A 14,848-nucleotide genomic window follows, 5' to 3' on the forward strand; every position below is an offset into this window, starting at 1 on the left:
GGCCGTGCCCGGCACGGGCTCGTTGTCGGTGGTCGTCGACTTCAGGCTCACGGCCGCCTTCGCCTCGGCGACCTCCTCGACGGGCGCAGTCTCGCGCGCGGCCTGGTCGGCGACGTCCTGCTCCTGAGCCGCGGCGGCCTGCTTGGCCTGCGACTTCCCGTAGCGGCGCATGAACTTCTCCACGCGGCCGGCCGTGTCGACCATCGTCTTCTTGCCCGTGTAGAACGGGTGGTTCGACGAGTCGACCTCGGAGCGGTAGTCGCTGCCCATCGTCGAGCGCGTAGTGAACTCGGTCCCGTCCGCGAGCGTGACGGTGACGAAGGGGTAGTCGGGGTGGATGTCGTTCTGCATCGGAGTGGGGCCTCTTGGCGAACCGGGAAGGTAGCGGGCCGGGCTGGAGCGCCCAAGGCCGCAGCGCCGTGTTCCTCTCGTCTTCGTGCGCCGACGGCGGTCAGAACAGGAGCCGGTTGATCAAGTCGTAAATGATGAGCCCGGCCAGGGCGCCGACCAGGAACTCGCCCCACCGCGGGCCGCGCCCCTCGCGCAGCGCGATCCCGGCCACGACGAGCAGCGCCGCCAGCACCAAGTGGCCCGTCGGCAGGCCGGGAGACGACGGGCTGGCGCCGAGCACGCCGTACGCCACGAGGGCGACGACGCCGATGGCGGCCGAGACGGTCCCGCTGGTACGGGTCGAGGGAGTCGGGGCGTCGGGCATGGTCTTTTGGGGTACGGGGTGCGGGGTACTCGGCGCCTTGCCGCCGGTGCCAGAATGACGAGAGCGTACCTCGTACCGAGTACCCTGTACCCATCTACATCGCCTCCATTCCAAACACGGCGTTCGCGAACAGGAGCTGCCCGTCGGCCCAGAAGCCGCGGAAGAGGGGGGAGTCGACGAGGGTCACGACCTCGCCGCGGCCGACGTCCTCGACGCCGAACACGAGCGAGTCCTCGAGCCGCGCCCGGGCGTCGGCGCCGGCGAACCCGGCCGTCGGGGCGCCGCTGCGGACGACGCCGACGTTCCAGCCGTCCTCCAGAAACGCGACCGGGTCGACGCGGCGCTTGAGCACGTAGGTCCAGTCGGGGTAGCCGAACGCCAGCGGGTGCGAGCCGTCGAGGGCCACGCGGTAGACGGCGCCGGGGACGCCCTCCGAGGCGTCGCGGCGGTCGCGGTCGCCATAGCGACGGAGACGCGCGACGTCGGTCGAGTCGGCGTCGGGGGCCTCCCTAGGGGCCGTCGAGAACCCGTCGAGCCGGCCCAGCTCCGTCACGGCCCGCTCCATCGCGATGAGCCGGCCGCCGGCGCGAACCCAGCTTCGGAGTTCATCGGCGTGCTCGGTCAGCCACGAGCTGTAGCTGCCGTCCGGCATCACGAGCACGTCGACGCCGTCGAGCGCCGCGGCCGACACGTCGTCGGCGGTCAAGAGTGTGGCCGGGTACTCGACGACGGCGTCGAACCAGTGCCAGACCTCGCCGAGCGCGGTCGGCGAGACGGGCGCATCGGCCAGGACGGCGACGGTCGGGCGTCGGACGAACCCGACGCGGTTCGAGCCCACGTCGGGCCCGGCGGCGGCGAACCCGCTGGCGAGCGCCGTGAGCGTCCGGCCGGTCGCCTGGGCCGCCTCGCGGACGACCTCGTCGAAGCGGTCGCCGAGCCGCCCGTTGCCGGCGCGCGTGACGACGAGGGCCCCCCGCCCGAACGTCCGCCCGCCGGCCTCGAACGGCTCCGGCACGACGCGGACGCCGACGTCTTCGCGCAGCAGCCGCGCCAGCAGCCGCGCGTCGGCCGGCGCTCGCCAGTCGGCGACGTAGGCGTAGGGGCGGCCGGTGGGGAGCGTCGCCTCGGCGGGCGCCGGACCGCCCGTTGCGACCTCGGACTCGGCGGCGACGCCGGCGACGCCGTAGACGTAGGGGAGCGCCCAGGCCGTCGCGTCGTACGTGACCGAGTCCGCCAGCGCCGCCTCCGGCTCGAAGAGGACGGCCGCGAGCCGCCCCTTCGGCTGGTCCGTCGAGACGACGAGGGCGCCCGGCGCCACCTCGACGCGGCCCGGCTCGGTCGGCCGCTCCAGCCCGCCGCCGTAGCGGACGCCCCGGACGGTCTCGCCTCGGGCCCATCCGTAGGCGATCCCCTGGAGGTCCAACAACTCGGCGAGCGCGCCGAGGCGCCCGGCGTCGCCCTGGGCGACGTAGGCGCGGGCGCCCTCGGGCCGGGCGTCGAACCACGCCGCGAGCTGGCGGCGGACCTCATCCGCGTCGCGCGCGACCGTGCGGACCGTCTCCAGTCCCGTCGCCACGTGGTGGTCGATCCGGTCGGCCAGCGTCAGCGTGTCGCCCTCGGCGGTCCGGATGGCGAGCCCGGCCCGGCCCGATCCGCCCTGCTCGTACGTCATCCCGACGGCCCCGTTGAAGGTCGGCCAGGTGTCGCCGTAGGCCGGGTAGAACAGGTCGAACACCTCGCGCGTGAAGTAGAGCCAGCCGTTCCGGTCGAACACCTCGGCATTCGCCCGGCCGATCCGCGTCTGGAGCTCGCGCTGCCACGGCGTGATGCGGGGGTGGAACGGCTCGGCGGCCGGCGCGAAGTAGTACGGGCTGTCGACGCCCTGCTCGTGGAAGTCGACGTGGACGGCGGGCAGCCAGCGGTCGTAGAGCGCGAGCCGGGCGCGCGTCTCGGGCTGCGTGCCCCACGCCCAGTCGCGGTTGAGGTCGAAGAGGTAGTGGTTGAACCGGCCGCCGGGCCACGGCTCGTCGTGCTCGCGCGCGTCGGGGTCCGGGTTGGGTGCGGCCCCGCGGCGCTGGCGGTAGCCCGAGACGTAGCGGTCGCGGCCGTCCGGGTTGAGACACGGATCGAGGACGACGACGACGTCGGCCAACAGCTCCGGCGACTGTGTGAGGTCGTAGAGCGTTTGCATCGCCGCCTCGGTGCTCACGGCCTCGTTGCCGTGGACGTTGTAGCTCAGCCAGACGACGGCCCGGGTCGGCTCGCCGTCGCCCCGCGACGCGGCGACGGCGCTCTGGCGGGCGGACTCGGCCACCCCTGCGCTCTCGGCCACGACGGCCACCAGGAGCGGCCGGCCTTCGGGCGTCTCGCCGTACCGCTCGACGGTCACCAGCGGTGATGCCGCGCCGACGGCCTCGACGTAGTCGACCACGCGGTGGTGAGGCGTGAACCGCTCGCCGAGCGCGTAGCCGAGGAACGCATCGGGCGTCGGCACCTGGGCGCGGACGGCGACGGCGAGCAGGAGCGCCAGCGGGACGAGGACGGGGCGGAGCACGGGCGGGAGGGCAGGGGGGCCGAAAGCTACCGGCGCCGGGCCGCAGCCCGCCGATACTCCGCGGGTTTGCTTCAGGACTATCGCGACTGTCGCGACTCCTCTTTTTGTCATCCTGCGCTGCTGCGTTCAGAAGCTGTTCGGCGAGCGGCAGCCGTCCCCTCTCCACCCCTCGGGGGGAGAGGGCTAGGGTGAGGGGGGTGGTCGAGACGGAGCGAGAAGCTGGCCGAAGGCGCCGTCGGCCCCTCACCCTGTCCCTCTCCCGTGGGGAGAGGGGACCTCGTAGGAAACAACAGGTATTCGCCAAGCAGTTCTTCGGCACGACAGATCCGGGGAGCTCGTCGGAGATTGCGATAGCCCTGGAGTCTGGCCCGTCGACGAGCGCTTGTCGAGGCGTCCTCCGGTGTTCCCTGAGTCCGGTCCGTGCCCCGCGACCGGCGGAACTCTGTGGGCGACGAACCGGGTTTATCGGCTCCCTTCTCTCTCCCCGTCCATGTCCGAGACGCCGAACCAGTACCAGATCCAGAACCCGCTCACGCAGTACCCGCGCCCGCCCTTCCCGCGCCAGCCCCAGCCGGCGCCCGGCCTGGCCCAGGAGATGGACCCGGTCCCCGACCACGGCGAGGACAGCTACCGCGGCTTCGGGCGGATGGAGGGCCGCAAGGCGCTCATCACCGGCGGCGACTCGGGCATCGGCCGGGCCACGGCCATCGCCTACTCCCGCGAGGGCGCCGACGTCGCCATCAACTACCTCGACACCGAGAGCCCCGACGCCGAGTCGTTGCAGGAGCTGATCGAGTCCGAGGGCGGCACGCTCGTCCGCCTGCCCGGCGACCTGACCGACGAGGCCTTTTGCACGCAGCTCATCGAGGACGCGGCCGACCAGCTCGGAGGGCTCGACGTGGTCGTGATCAACGCCGGCAAGCAGGTCTACCGCGAGAGCATCGACGACATCACGACCGAGCAGTTCGACCAGACCTACAAGACAAACGTGTACGCCATGTTCTGGCTGTCGAAGGAGGCCCTCAAGCGGCTCCCGCCGGGCGGCTCGATCATCAACGTGACGTCGATCCAGGGCTACAGCCCGTCGCCGGGTTTGCTCGACTACGCCTCGACCAAGTGGGCCATCATCGGGTTCACGAAGGCGCTCGCGAAGCAGGTCATCGACGACGGGATCCGCGTCAACGCCGTCGCGCCGGGGCCGTTCTGGACGCCGCTCCAGCCGTCGGGCGGGCAGCCGCAAGACAAGGTCGAGCAGTTCGGGGCGAGCGTCCCCTACGGGCGGCCCGGCCAGCCGGCCGAGATCGCGCCGACGTTCGTGTTCCTGGCGACCCAGGAGTCGGGCTACATCACCGGCGAGGTGTTCGGCGTGACCGGCGGCGAGCCGACGGCGTAGCGTGGCCGGAGGCGTTTCGAGTGGTTCCCTTCGCGCCGGCCACCCCGCGTAGGGACACGACTCATGAGTCCACGACCTGGTGGGAGCAGGGGGACACGACGAATCGTGTCCCTACGACCGGCTCAGGTCAATCTGGCGTCGCCCCTTGACCCGGGCGCGCGTATGGCGATATCGTGAGGGCATCCGACCGGCGTCCTGCCTTGGCCCGCATCTTCACTCTCGTCAATCGCAATCTCGGCTCCCTGGGGAGGCGCGAGCGGTGGCGTTGGTAGGTCCGGCAGACCCACACACGACTCGAGCGGCCCCTCCATCCCGAGGGGCCGCTCTTTTTTTGCCCCCCCGCTCGCCCTCACCCCCCGTTCCCATGTGCTCTATCCTTGGCTTGCTCGACTTGCAAACCGACCCCGCCGCCGCGCGCGCCACGGCCGTCCGCCTGAGCGGGCTCCAGCGCCACCGCGGGCCCGACTGGTCCGGCGTCTACGCGACCGACCGCGCCGTCCTCGCGCACGAGCGGTTGGCCATCGTCGACGTGCTCCACGGGGCGCAGCCGTTGATGAACCCCGAGGGCACGCACGCGCTCGCGGTCAACGGCGAGATCTACAACCACCGCGCGCTCCGGGACGGGCTGGCGGAGCCGTTCGACTTCCAGACCGACTCGGACTGCGAGGTGATCCTGGCGCTCTACCGCGAGCAGGGCGCCGACTTCCTCGACACGCTAACCGGCATCTTCGCCTTCGTCCTGGTCGACGCCGAGCAGGACCGGTACCTCATCGCGCGCGACCCCCACGGTGTGATGCCGCTCTACACCGGCCGCGACGAGCACGGGACGCTCTACGTCGCGTCGGAGATGAAGGCGCTCGTGCCGGTCTGCAAGCAGATCGAGACGTTCCCGCCCGGCCACGTCTGGGACAGCGAGGTCGGCGAGCCGGTCCGGTACTACTCGCGCGACTGGATGGAGTACGAGCCGGTGGCCGGCAACGACGCCCAGCCGGAGGACGTCCGCCAGGCGCTCGACGCGGCCGTCAAGCGCCAGCTCATGACCGACGTGCCCTACGGCGTGTTGCTCTCGGGCGGGCTCGACTCGTCCGTGATCGCGGCCATCGCGATGCAGTACGCCGGCCGCCGCGTCGAGGCCGACGACGAGCAAGAGGCGTGGTGGCCCCACCTCCACTCGTTCGCCATCGGCTTGGAGGGCTCGCCCGACCTCAAGGCGGCCCAGGAGGTCGCCGACCACATCGGGACGGAGCACCACACGTTGTACTTCACGGTCGAGGAGGGGATCGACGCGATCCCCGAGGTCATCCGCCACCTCGAAACGTATGACGTGACCACGATCCGCGCGGCGACGCCCATGTTCCTGATGGCGCGGCGCATCAAGGCGATGGGGATCAAGATGGTGCTCTCGGGCGAGGGGTCGGACGAGATCTTCGGCGGCTACCTCTACTTCCACAAGGCGCCCGACGCCGAGCAGTTCCACGACGAGACCGTCCGCAAGCTGGACCGGCTCCACCTGTTCGACTGCCTCCGCGCCAACAAGTCGATGGCGGCATGGGGCGTCGAGGCGCGCGTCCCGTTCCTCGACCAGGAGTTCCTGGACGTGGCGATGCGCCTCGACCCGGAGGCTAAGCGCCCCACGGACGGGAAGATGGAGAAGCACATCCTGCGCCAGGCGTTCGAGGACATGCTGCCGGCCAGCGTTGCGTGGCGCCAGAAGGAGCAGTTCTCCGACGGCGTCGGCTACTCGTGGATCGACTCGCTCAAAGCCCGCGCCGAGGATTTGGTGTCGGACGAGCAGATGGCGCGGGCCGCGTTCCGCTTCCCGATCCACACGCCGGACACCAAGGAGGGCTACCTCTACCGGACCATCTTCGAGGAGCACTACCCCCACGACGCCTGCGCGCTCACGGTCCCGTCGGGCAAGTCGGTCGCGTGCTCGACGCCGGAGGCCCTGGCGTGGGACGCCTCGTTCGAGTCGTCGGCCGATCCGAGTGGCCGGGCCGTGGCCGGCGTCCACGTCGAGGCGTACTGACCCGGAGCCGCCCGCCTCGGCGTCGGTGCCGAGGCGGGCGGCGCTACAAGTCCTCGGGTCGTCCTGGGAGCTGCCGTCGCTCGTGGACCACGGCCAGGCATCGACCTGCTCCGTGCGGACACGGTAGATCACGCGGTGCGGAGGGACGATCACCTCGCCCACGTCGTCCCGGTCGAACTCCGCCACACGTCGGCCCGACTCGGGGAACATCTCCAGCTGCTCCGACCTCGCGATCAGCCGCTCGATGGCACGGTCCGCATAGACCGTCGACGTGACGCCGAGGTGCTCCCGGATCTGCAGGAGGTGGTCGAACGCGCGGTCGGTCCAATGGACCGTCACGCCGCGTCCCCGGTGGCCGGTCGAGAGAGCCCGAGGCGGGCGCGCACGTCGCTGGTCGGCCGGGTCCGGCCCGCGTCGCTGTCGGCCATGCCCTGCTCGACGGCCTCCCGGACGTACAGTCGGTACATCAAGTCCTCCCACGTCGCCTCGTCCGGCAGGGCGTCGACGATCCTGCGGGCTTCTTCCTTGATCGTCGTGGGCATGGGCGTGGGGGCAGGCGTCAAGAAGGTACGTCTCTCATGCCCCGGAGGCTCCGCCCACTGTGCGAGGCGCTGGCGTCCACGTCGAGGCGTACGGACCGAGCGAGCCCGCCTCGGCGTCGGTGCCGAGGCGGGCGGTTGTCTTCGAATCGGCGTGTCGTACGTTCCTCCACATGATCGTCTCGGACCCGACCATCCTCGCCGGGAAACCGGTCGTCCAGGGCACCCGGATCAGCGTGGAGTTGATCCTGGAGAAACTGGCTTCCGGTGAGCCGGAGGAGCAGATCCTTGCAGCTCACCCGCGTCTGGCTCGCGAGGACATCGCCGCGGCGCTGGCGTTCGCGGCGGATGCGATCCGGGCGGACGTCGTGTACCCCGTGGCTACGTGAGGTTCGTCGCGGACGAGAGCGTGGACGGCCCGATCGTCCGCGCGCTTCGAGACGCTGGGCACTCGGTCGAATACGTCGCTGAGAGGAGCGCCGGACTCTCCGATTCCGACGTGCTCGCCCGTGCTCAGACCCTCGCAGCCCTTCTGCTCACGGCCGACTCGGACTTCGGAGAGCTGGTCTTTCGTCAGGGGCGGGCCCATTCTGGCGTTCTCCTCCTGCGACTTTCGGGTCTCGGAGAGGAAGGCAAGGTGCGCGTCGTGCGGTCGGCGGTGCGAGACCACGAGAGCGATCTCGCCGGTGCGTTCTCGGTGTTGACGCCGACCGCGCTCCGCATCCGGGCCGCGTGACACGACCGCCACTCCCACCTCGGCGATGGGCCCGAGGCGGGCAGGCTCACCCCTCCGCCCGCAGCACGGCCAGCGGCGGCTGGCGCAGCGCCCCCCGGCTCCCGGCCAGCCCGACCGCGACGGTCAGCAGCGGGACCACGATGAGGGCCCACCCGAGCCACGACAAGTCCGGCCGGAACGGGATCTCGAAGGCGAACGCGGCCAGCCCCCACGCCCCGGCGACGGCCAGCAGCCCGCCCGTCAGCGCGGCCAGCACGCCGAGCAGCGCGTACTCGGCGACCAGGATCCGGCGGACTTGGGCTCGGCTGGCGCCGAGCGTTCGCAGGACGACCGCCTCGCGCGTCCGCTGGGCCAGCGCCACGCGGACGGCGCCGGCCAGCACGACGAGCCCCGTCACGACGGCGAACAACGCCATGAACCGGAGCACGAAGGCCACGCGGCTCAGCACGCGGTCCACCAGCGCCAGCACCAGCCGGACGTCGACGGCCGACACGTTGGGGAACGCCTCGACCACGGCCGACTGCAACCGGGCCGACGCTTCGGGCGTGCCGGCGCGCGTCAGCAGGATGGCCGTCTGGGGCGCCTCGTCAAGCGGGCCCTCGGGGAAGACGGCGAAGAAGTTGGGCGAGACCCTCGCCCAGTCGACCTCGCGCAAGCTCGTGACCTCGCTCTCGACCTCGGCCCCGCTGACCGACCACGTGATCCGGCTGCCCAGCGTCACATCGAGGTCGAGCGCGATCTCGGTCTCGAGCGAGATCGGGACGACGGCGGCGTCGGGAGCGGCCGTCCCTTGGAACGTGCCGGCGGTGAGCGTCTCGGAGTCGACCAGCCGGTCGCGGTAGGTCGAGCGGTACTCGCGTGTCAGCGTCCAGCGCTCGGGGCCGCCCTCTCTCCCGGAGAACGAGTCGTCGGCCTGCTCGGCGAGCGTGTCAATGGGGACGCCGTCGATGGCCGCGATCCGCATCGACACGAGCGGGACTTCGTCGACGATGGGCAGGCCCTGGGCTTGGACGAGCGCGCGCAGGCTGTCGCGCTGGGTCGGCTGGACGTCGAACAGGACCACGTCAGGAGCACCGGCCTCGTCCGAGGGCAGGGCGACTTGTTCCAAGATCGACCGCTGGACGAGCCCGAGCGCGAGGACGAGGAACACGCCCAGGCCCATCGTCAACAAGAGCACGAGCGTCTGGTTGCCGGGCGCGTGGAGGTTCGACAACCCCTGCCGCCACGCCCACGGCAGGCCCGGCCGGACGACGCGCCGGACGACGGCGCGCACGACGACCGCCGCCAGCGCCAGCAGCGCGAACACGGCCGCCGTCCCGCCCACAAACGCGGCGGCGCCGACGAGCGACCGCGTCTGTAGCCAGGCGAACCCGGCGACGACGGCCACCAGCACGACGCCCAGCGCGACGCGGAGTGGGTCGACGCCGTGCGCCGTCGCGTCCTCGCGGAGCGCCCGCAGCGGCGGCACCCGGCGGACGCCGACGAGCGGCAGCAGCGCGAACAGCACGGCCGTCGCCGAGCCCACGCCCATCCCCTCCGCAAGGGCTCGCGGCACGACCGCGTTGTCGACGTCGACCGGCAGGAAGCTGGCGAAGACGGCCGGCAGCAGCCGCTGGACGCCGACGCCGAGCGCTGCTCCGAGCGCCGCGCCGATCACGCCGAGCGCCAACGCCTGCAAGGCGTACGCCGCCAGCACGCGCCGCGACGAGACGCCCAAGCACCGCAACGTGGCGACGGTCTCGGCCTTCTCGCTCACGTAGACGCTCACCGACGACGCCACGCCGATCCCGCCCAAGAGCAGCGCCACGAACCCGACGAGCGACAGGAACCGCGTGAGGTAGCCCGACGCCTCGGACACCTCCTGCTGCTCCTCGCCGGCGGTCTCGTAGCGGACCTCGGCGGCGTCGAGCCGCGGCAGCACGGCGTCGAAGCCGGCCGCCTCGTCCTCAAACCGGAACCCGGCCGAGTAGCGGGCCCGGCTCCCGAACCCGAGGAGCGTCGAGTCGAGCGCCGCCAGCGGGAGGTACACGCGCGGCCCGACCAGCCCCGCGATGTCGGTCTGGCCTGGCACCCCGTCGACGCGCCCGACGATGGGGTACGTCCGCCCGCCGACCTGGACCGAGTCGCCGACGGCGGCCTCCATCTGCAACAGGAGCGTCGCGTCGACGAGGGCGCCCGTCGTGTCGCGGCCCAGCGTCCGGCCGGCGTCGGCCGGCGTCGTCTCGACCTCGCCGTAGAGCGGGTATGGCCCGTCGAGCGCCCTCACCTGGACCAACCGCGCCCGCCCCTCCCCACCGCCCGACGCGGGGAACCGGGCCATCGACGGGAACGACGCCTCGCGGACGACGGCCGCGCCGGTCTCGGCTTCGAGCGAGTCGAGCAGGGCGACGGTCGAGTCCGGGAACGCCGCGCTCCGCCGGACCTCGACGTCGGACCCGAACACCTCTTTGGACTGCTCGGCGACGGCCCGCTCCAGGTTCAGCCCGAACGACCGGATCGCGACGAGCGCGGCCACGCCCAGCGCCATCGCCGAGACGTAGAGCACCAGCCGGCGGCGCATCCCGCGGCTGTCCTGCCAGGCGAATCGGAACGGGGAGAGGGCCATCGGGCGGACGTGGGCTCGTGGGGCGTGGACTCGTGGACCTGTGGAGTCGGTGCGACGGGCGGTGTGGGTCGCTACTCCCTCACCTTGTCATCCCGAGCGGAGCGAAGGATCTCGACGCGGTCGCCCAGCCGTAGGCGACAGCTCGGTCGGCTCCCGCATCGTGCTGAGATCCTTCGCTGGCGCTCAGGATGACAAGGGTGCGAGAGCGGAGGTCGTCACGCGGCGTCGGCGCGCGGGCGGGGAGGGGCAGCGAGCGCGCCGTCGCCGGGAGCGTCGGGGCGGGCGCCGGTGTCCTCGACGACCCGGCCGGCGCGGAACGTGATCGTCCGCTCGCACCGCGCCGCCAGCTCCGGGTCGTGCGTCACGACGACGAGCGCCGTGCCAGCCTCCCGGTTGAGGTCGAACAGCAAGGCCTCGACACGCGCGCCGGTTTCGGCGTCGAGGTTGCCGGTCGGCTCGTCGGCGAAGAGGAGGCGGGGACGGCCCGAGAAGGCCCGCGCCAGGGCCACCCGCTGCTGCTCGCCGCCCGAGAGCTGGGCCGGGTAGTGGCCCGAGCGGTCCGCCAGCCCGACGCGGTCGAGCAGGTCGAGCGCCGCCGCGCGGGCGCCTGAGTCGCCGCGAAGCTCGAGCGGGATCGCCACGTTCTCGGCCGCCGTCAGCGTGGGGAGCAGGCGGAAGCTCTGGAACACGAACCCGACGGACTCGGCCCGGAGCGCGGCCCGCTCGTCCTCGTCGAGCGGGCCCAGGTCCACGCCGGCCAGGCGGACCGTCCCGCGCGTCGGCCGGTCGAGCCCGGCGCACAGCCCGAGCAGCGTCGTCTTGCCGCTGCCGGACGGGCCGACGATGGCGCACGTCGAGCCGGCGGGGACGTCGAACGAGACGCCGTCGAGGACGGTGAGCGCACGGCCGGCGTTCGTGAACGTCTTGGAGAGGTCGCGGGCGGAGAGAACGGGGCCGTCCACAGGCGGAGGGGGAGGGGAGGAGGCCGAACGCGGCGTCGGCGTCCGGCCGTACGGGGACGCGGGGGAAGGGTTCGCCAAGAGGTCGGCACGTCGGAACTGCCCGAGCCCGTTCCGGGTGTCTTCCGAAACGATTCCGATCCCATGTCGACCCTCCCGCTTGCGGGGCGCACCGCCCTCCTCGCCACCGCCCTCGCCCTGGTCGGGTGCCAGGAGGTCGCCCCCGAGCCGGGCCCGGACCCGTCCGAGCGGGCGCTCCCGAGCGCGACGGCCACGCCCGAGTCCTCCGTGACCCCCGACGTCCCCCTCGCCGACGCGCGCGCCGAGTCCGACACGCTGACGGTCCTGTTTTTCGGCGACAGCCTGACGGCCGGCTACGGCCTGAGCGACCCGGGCTTGGCCTACCCCGCGCTCGTCGGTGCCGAACTGGACGAGGCCGGCGTCCCAGCGAGGGTCGTCAACGCGGGCGTCAGCGGCGAGACCTCGGCCGGGGGGTTGGGGCGGATCGCGTGGACGCTCCGCCAGAACCGGCCCGACGTGTTCGTGCTCGCGCTCGGGGCCAACGACGGGCTTCGTGGAACTGACCCCTCGGCCACCCGAGAAAACCTCTCGGCCATCTTGGACGCGGTCGAGCAGGCCGCGCCCGACGCCCGACTCGTCGTGGCCGGCATGGAGGCGCTCCCCAACTACGGCGCCGACTACACCGAGCGGTTCCGGGCCGTCTTCCCGGCCGTCGCCCAGGCTCACGGCGCAGCGTTCATCCCGTTCCTCTTGGAGGGCGTGGCCGGCGTCGAGCGGCTCAACCAGTCCGACGGCGTCCACCCGACGGCGGCCGGCCAGCGGCTCATCGCCGAGACCGTCGCCGAGACCGTCGTCCCGGTCGCGCGCCGGGCGGCCGGGTAGCGCGTCGCCGCCCGGCGCGCGCTAAAAGTTGAGGCGGAGGCCGCTGCCGGCGTACGGGCCGGTGAACCCGCGGAACAGACGGCCGTCGGTCAGCGAGACCTGGATCGCACTGGAGACGGCCACGTCCTGCCCGAACAGCCGGAACGAGACCGGGACCCCAACGTGGACCCCGGCGGCAGCTCGCGCGGAGGCGGACTGGTCCGGGTACGCGGAGTCCTCAAAGCGGAACGGGGCGTCGGCCGCGACGAAGCCCCCGAGCGTCGGGTGGAGCCGGACAGAGCCAACGAGCCGAACGGGACGGGCCACAGTCGCCGTCACGTTCGCAGCGACCGATTGGCGGGCGACGGTGCGACCACGCACGACTCCGACCAGGCCGTCGTCGCCGAGCACGGAGACCTCGTCGTACGTCGTGTAGTCGTACGTCTGGTACAGCGCGGCCCCCTCGACGCGACCGAGGACGCCCCGCCCGAGCGTCCGCGTGTACCCGGCCGTCGGGCCGACCCACGCCTCGTTCTGGCCGCTAAAGGCCTGCCCTCGGTCGACCCCGACACGGACCCCGTAGTCGAGCCCGTTCGCCTGGCGCCAGCCGATCGACAGGTCGCCCTCGACGTCCAGGGCGCCGATGGAACCGACGGAAAGGCTCTGGATGGCGGCGTACCCCCCCGAGCCGTCGGCGAGGTCGGTCTGGGCGCTGACGGGGAGGGCGAGCGCGAGGGCGGCGGCGAGGGCGAGGCAGCGCATGGCGGCAAAGGGGTAGGGGCGCGCCGACGATACGACACGCCGGGGGCGTCTCGACGGCCAGCAAAAAAATCTGTCGCCCGGGCGGATCGCCTCTGGTCTCGACTGCCCCGTCGCCAGGGCGGACCGGGCAGATCCGCGTCTCGTCAGCCGGCCTTCGACCCGACGCGGGACTCGGTCCCGTCCAAGAGCCGGCGGACGTTGGCCCGGTGCGTCCACACGATGAACGCCGGCACGACGACGGCGAAGATCCAGACCGGCGGCGGGCTCTCGACGCCGAGCACGTGGAGCACAACGAGCGACAGCGGCAGCGACACCGCGGCTAGGATCGACCCGAGCGAGACGTAGCGCGTGGCCGCGAGCACGGCGACGAACACGGCGAGCGCGAGGGCGACCGGGATCGGCGCCAAGCCCGTCAGCATCCCCGCGCCCGTCGCGACGCCCTTGCCGCCCTTCCACGACCCAAAAAAGAGGCGGCCCCACACCGTGTAGACGTGGCCCAGCATGGCCGCCGTGCCGGCCAGCGTCGCCCCCCACGCCGCCGCCAGCTCAGGCCGCGAGCCGAGCAGCCCCACCAAGCTCTCGTCGCCAACGCGGAGCGTCGAGATCAGGACGACGGCCACCAGGCCCTTGGCGAAGTCGAGCAGGAACACGACCAGGCCCGGGCCCTTGCCGAGCACGCGGAGCGCGTTCGTCGCCCCGGCGTTGCCGCTCCCGTGCTGGCGGAGGTCGACGCCCTTCGCCCGAGCGACGACCAGGCCCCAGGGGATCGCGCCCAGGAGGTAGCTGAGGAGCAGGACGAGCGCGAGCGAGGCCACCGAGGCGAGGGGAGGAGGCCGAAAGATAGGCGGTGGCCCCGTCCGGGCCGTCGCGGGGGGCCGTCCGAGTTCGGTGCGTGGCCGGACCCCTCACCCTGTCCCTCTCTCGCGGGGAGAGGGGACGCCGCCGGGAGAGCACGGGACGGTCTCGGGAGACGGGTGGGGCGGCGAGGCCCACGCACCGCCAGCGGCTCAGGTCATTCACACAGCGCGACGACGGGGCCGGTTTGTGGAGGCCGGGTGGCGGGGCGCCGGAGGGCCGGTCAAGGGGCGTCCAAGACTCGGAGAGGCCGTGCCGTCGGCTTGGAGGCCATTATTGCGCGCCCTATCCTCGCCGCCATCCCCCCGGGCCCGTGGCCCGTCCGCGCTGTTTCGCCCTCCGCCTTCTGTGTGACGCGACCCCTGCTGTTTCTGGCCCTGATGGCCTTCGCCTTGCCCGGCCTCGCCCAGTCCACCGGCCCCATCGTGCCGGGCGGTGGCCGGGCCGAGAGCCGCCGCGCGGCGCGGACGGGCGTGGCGAGCTACTACGCCGCCTCGCTCCACGGCAACAAGACGGCCAACGGCGAGCGCTACAACCACCGGGCGCTGACCGTCGCCCACCGCTCGCTCCCGTTCGGGACGCTCCTCCGCGTGACGTCGACGCACAACGGCCGCCGCGTCCTGGTCCGCGTCAACGACCGGGGCCCGTTCGTCCGAGGCCGCCAGCTCGACCTCTCGGGCGGCGCGGCCGACCGGTTGCGGATGCGCCAGCGCGGGACGCACCGCGTCCGCTTCGAGGTCGTCGACCCGGCGACGCTGCCGAGCCGCCAGCCGGCCCCCGTCCGCAAGGTCCGCCACGTTTGAGCGGCGCTGAGCGGCG

General features: G+C 72.6%; 13 protein-coding genes and 2 pseudogenes. 6 read left to right on the forward strand and 9 right to left on the reverse strand.

The features are described 5' to 3' along the window. Window positions 1-153: 153 nt before the first annotated feature. The 3 genes and pseudogenes from rpmE to ACOOHE_RS03765 form a co-directional block, all read right to left on the reverse strand. A pseudogene (rpmE, locus tag ACOOHE_RS03755) lies at window positions 154-351 on the reverse strand (50S ribosomal protein L31); the annotation flags it as partial. A 100-nt stretch (window positions 352-451) separates the two neighbouring features. Continuing rightward, on the reverse strand, window positions 452-715 hold the full coding sequence (locus ACOOHE_RS03760) for a hypothetical protein (RefSeq protein WP_420456463.1): 264 nt from the start codon (window positions 713-715) through the stop codon (window positions 452-454). Between the two features lie 94 nt (window positions 716-809). After that, entirely contained in the window at window positions 810-3,269 is a 2,460-nt protein-coding gene (locus tag ACOOHE_RS03765; RefSeq protein WP_420456464.1) for a M14 family zinc carboxypeptidase, read from the reverse strand. 490 nt (window positions 3,270-3,759) lie between these two features. Between ACOOHE_RS03765 and ACOOHE_RS03770 the strand changes: the two genes are divergently transcribed. Next, entirely contained in the window at window positions 3,760-4,662 is a 903-nt protein-coding gene (locus ACOOHE_RS03770; protein WP_420456465.1) for an SDR family oxidoreductase, read from the forward strand. Window positions 4,663-5,026: 364 nt separating this feature from the next. Further along, window positions 5,027-6,691: an asparagine synthase B gene (gene asnB / locus ACOOHE_RS03775; protein ID WP_420456466.1), complete on the forward strand. Its 1,665-nt coding sequence runs from the start codon at window positions 5,027-5,029 to the stop codon at window positions 6,689-6,691. Between the two features lie 117 nt (window positions 6,692-6,808). On the opposite strand, the pseudogene ACOOHE_RS03780 reads toward asnB, so the two are convergent. Together ACOOHE_RS03780 and ACOOHE_RS03785 are read right to left on the reverse strand one after the other, a co-directional pair. Then, window positions 6,809-7,030 (reverse strand): annotated as a pseudogene (locus ACOOHE_RS03780) (type II toxin-antitoxin system RelE/ParE family toxin); the annotation flags it as partial. Beyond that, the gene (locus tag ACOOHE_RS03785) at window positions 7,027-7,233 is read right to left on the reverse strand and encodes a hypothetical protein (RefSeq protein WP_420456467.1); all 207 of its coding nucleotides are present in this window, start codon (window positions 7,231-7,233) and stop codon (window positions 7,027-7,029) included. The pseudogene ACOOHE_RS03780 and the gene ACOOHE_RS03785, both read right to left, overlap by 4 nt. Window positions 7,234-7,403: 170 nt before the next feature. On the opposite strand from ACOOHE_RS03785, the gene ACOOHE_RS03790 reads away from it, so the two are divergent. Both ACOOHE_RS03790 and ACOOHE_RS03795 read left to right on the forward strand, forming a co-directional pair. Beyond that, window positions 7,404-7,619, forward strand: coding sequence for a DUF433 domain-containing protein (locus ACOOHE_RS03790; protein ID WP_420456468.1), 216 nt, complete (start codon window positions 7,404-7,406; stop codon window positions 7,617-7,619). Beyond that, on the forward strand, window positions 7,616-7,966 hold the full coding sequence (locus tag ACOOHE_RS03795; RefSeq protein WP_420456469.1) for a DUF5615 family PIN-like protein: 351 nt from the start codon (window positions 7,616-7,618) through the stop codon (window positions 7,964-7,966). Before ACOOHE_RS03790 ends, ACOOHE_RS03795 begins: the two co-directional genes overlap by 4 nt. A gap of 46 nt (window positions 7,967-8,012) precedes the next feature. Here ACOOHE_RS03795 and ACOOHE_RS03800 read toward each other — a convergent pair whose 3' ends face one another. Next, complete coding sequence (locus ACOOHE_RS03800) at window positions 8,013-10,571, reverse strand: ABC transporter permease (protein ID WP_420456470.1); 2,559 nt, start codon at window positions 10,569-10,571, stop codon at window positions 8,013-8,015. A 215-nt stretch (window positions 10,572-10,786) separates the two neighbouring features. Continuing rightward, on the reverse strand, window positions 10,787-11,533 hold the full coding sequence (locus tag ACOOHE_RS03805; protein ID WP_420456471.1) for an ABC transporter ATP-binding protein: 747 nt from the start codon (window positions 11,531-11,533) through the stop codon (window positions 10,787-10,789). 141 nt (window positions 11,534-11,674) lie between these two features. Between ACOOHE_RS03805 and ACOOHE_RS03810 the strand changes: the two genes are divergently transcribed. Further along, the gene (locus ACOOHE_RS03810; RefSeq protein ID WP_420456472.1) at window positions 11,675-12,433 is read left to right on the forward strand and encodes an arylesterase; all 759 of its coding nucleotides are present in this window, start codon (window positions 11,675-11,677) and stop codon (window positions 12,431-12,433) included. 21 nt (window positions 12,434-12,454) lie between these two features. Here the strand turns inward: ACOOHE_RS03810 and ACOOHE_RS03815 are convergent, their stop codons facing one another. Together ACOOHE_RS03815 and plsY are read right to left on the reverse strand one after the other, a co-directional pair. After that, window positions 12,455-13,174: a hypothetical protein gene (locus ACOOHE_RS03815; protein WP_420456473.1), complete on the reverse strand. Its 720-nt coding sequence runs from the start codon at window positions 13,172-13,174 to the stop codon at window positions 12,455-12,457. 143 nt (window positions 13,175-13,317) lie between these two features. Next, on the reverse strand, window positions 13,318-13,989 hold the full coding sequence (gene plsY, locus ACOOHE_RS03820) for a glycerol-3-phosphate 1-O-acyltransferase PlsY (RefSeq protein WP_420456474.1): 672 nt from the start codon (window positions 13,987-13,989) through the stop codon (window positions 13,318-13,320). Between the two features lie 390 nt (window positions 13,990-14,379). Here plsY and ACOOHE_RS03825 point away from each other — a divergent pair, with 390 nt between their 5' ends. Continuing rightward, complete coding sequence (locus ACOOHE_RS03825; protein WP_420456475.1) at window positions 14,380-14,832, forward strand: septal ring lytic transglycosylase RlpA family protein; 453 nt, start codon at window positions 14,380-14,382, stop codon at window positions 14,830-14,832. Window positions 14,833-14,848: the final 16 nt, after the last annotated feature.

This window comes from Rubrivirga sp. (genome assembly GCF_965213695.1).
Taxonomy (GTDB): domain Bacteria; phylum Bacteroidota; class Rhodothermia; order Rhodothermales; family Rubricoccaceae; genus Rubrivirga.

Bases quoted from the DNA above. Each gene is read 5' to 3' on its own strand.
- ACOOHE_RS03760 (WP_420456463.1), bottom strand. From the start codon at position 715: ATGCCCGACGCCCCGACTCCCTCGACCCGTACCAGCGGGACCGTCTCG.
- ACOOHE_RS03815 (WP_420456473.1), bottom strand. From the start codon at position 13,174: ATGCGCTGCCTCGCCCTCGCCGCCGCCCTCGCGCTCGCCCTCCCCGTC.
- ACOOHE_RS03770 (WP_420456465.1), top strand. From the start codon at position 3,760: ATGTCCGAGACGCCGAACCAGTACCAGATCCAGAACCCGCTCACGCAG.
- asnB (WP_420456466.1), top strand. From the start codon at position 5,027: ATGTGCTCTATCCTTGGCTTGCTCGACTTGCAAACCGACCCCGCCGCC.
- ACOOHE_RS03810 (WP_420456472.1), top strand. From the start codon at position 11,675: ATGTCGACCCTCCCGCTTGCGGGGCGCACCGCCCTCCTCGCCACCGCC.
- ACOOHE_RS03800 (WP_420456470.1), bottom strand. From the start codon at position 10,571: ATGGCCCTCTCCCCGTTCCGATTCGCCTGGCAGGACAGCCGCGGGATG.
- ACOOHE_RS03785 (WP_420456467.1), bottom strand. From the start codon at position 7,233: ATGCCCACGACGATCAAGGAAGAAGCCCGCAGGATCGTCGACGCCCTG.
- ACOOHE_RS03790 (WP_420456468.1), top strand. From the start codon at position 7,404: ATGATCGTCTCGGACCCGACCATCCTCGCCGGGAAACCGGTCGTCCAG.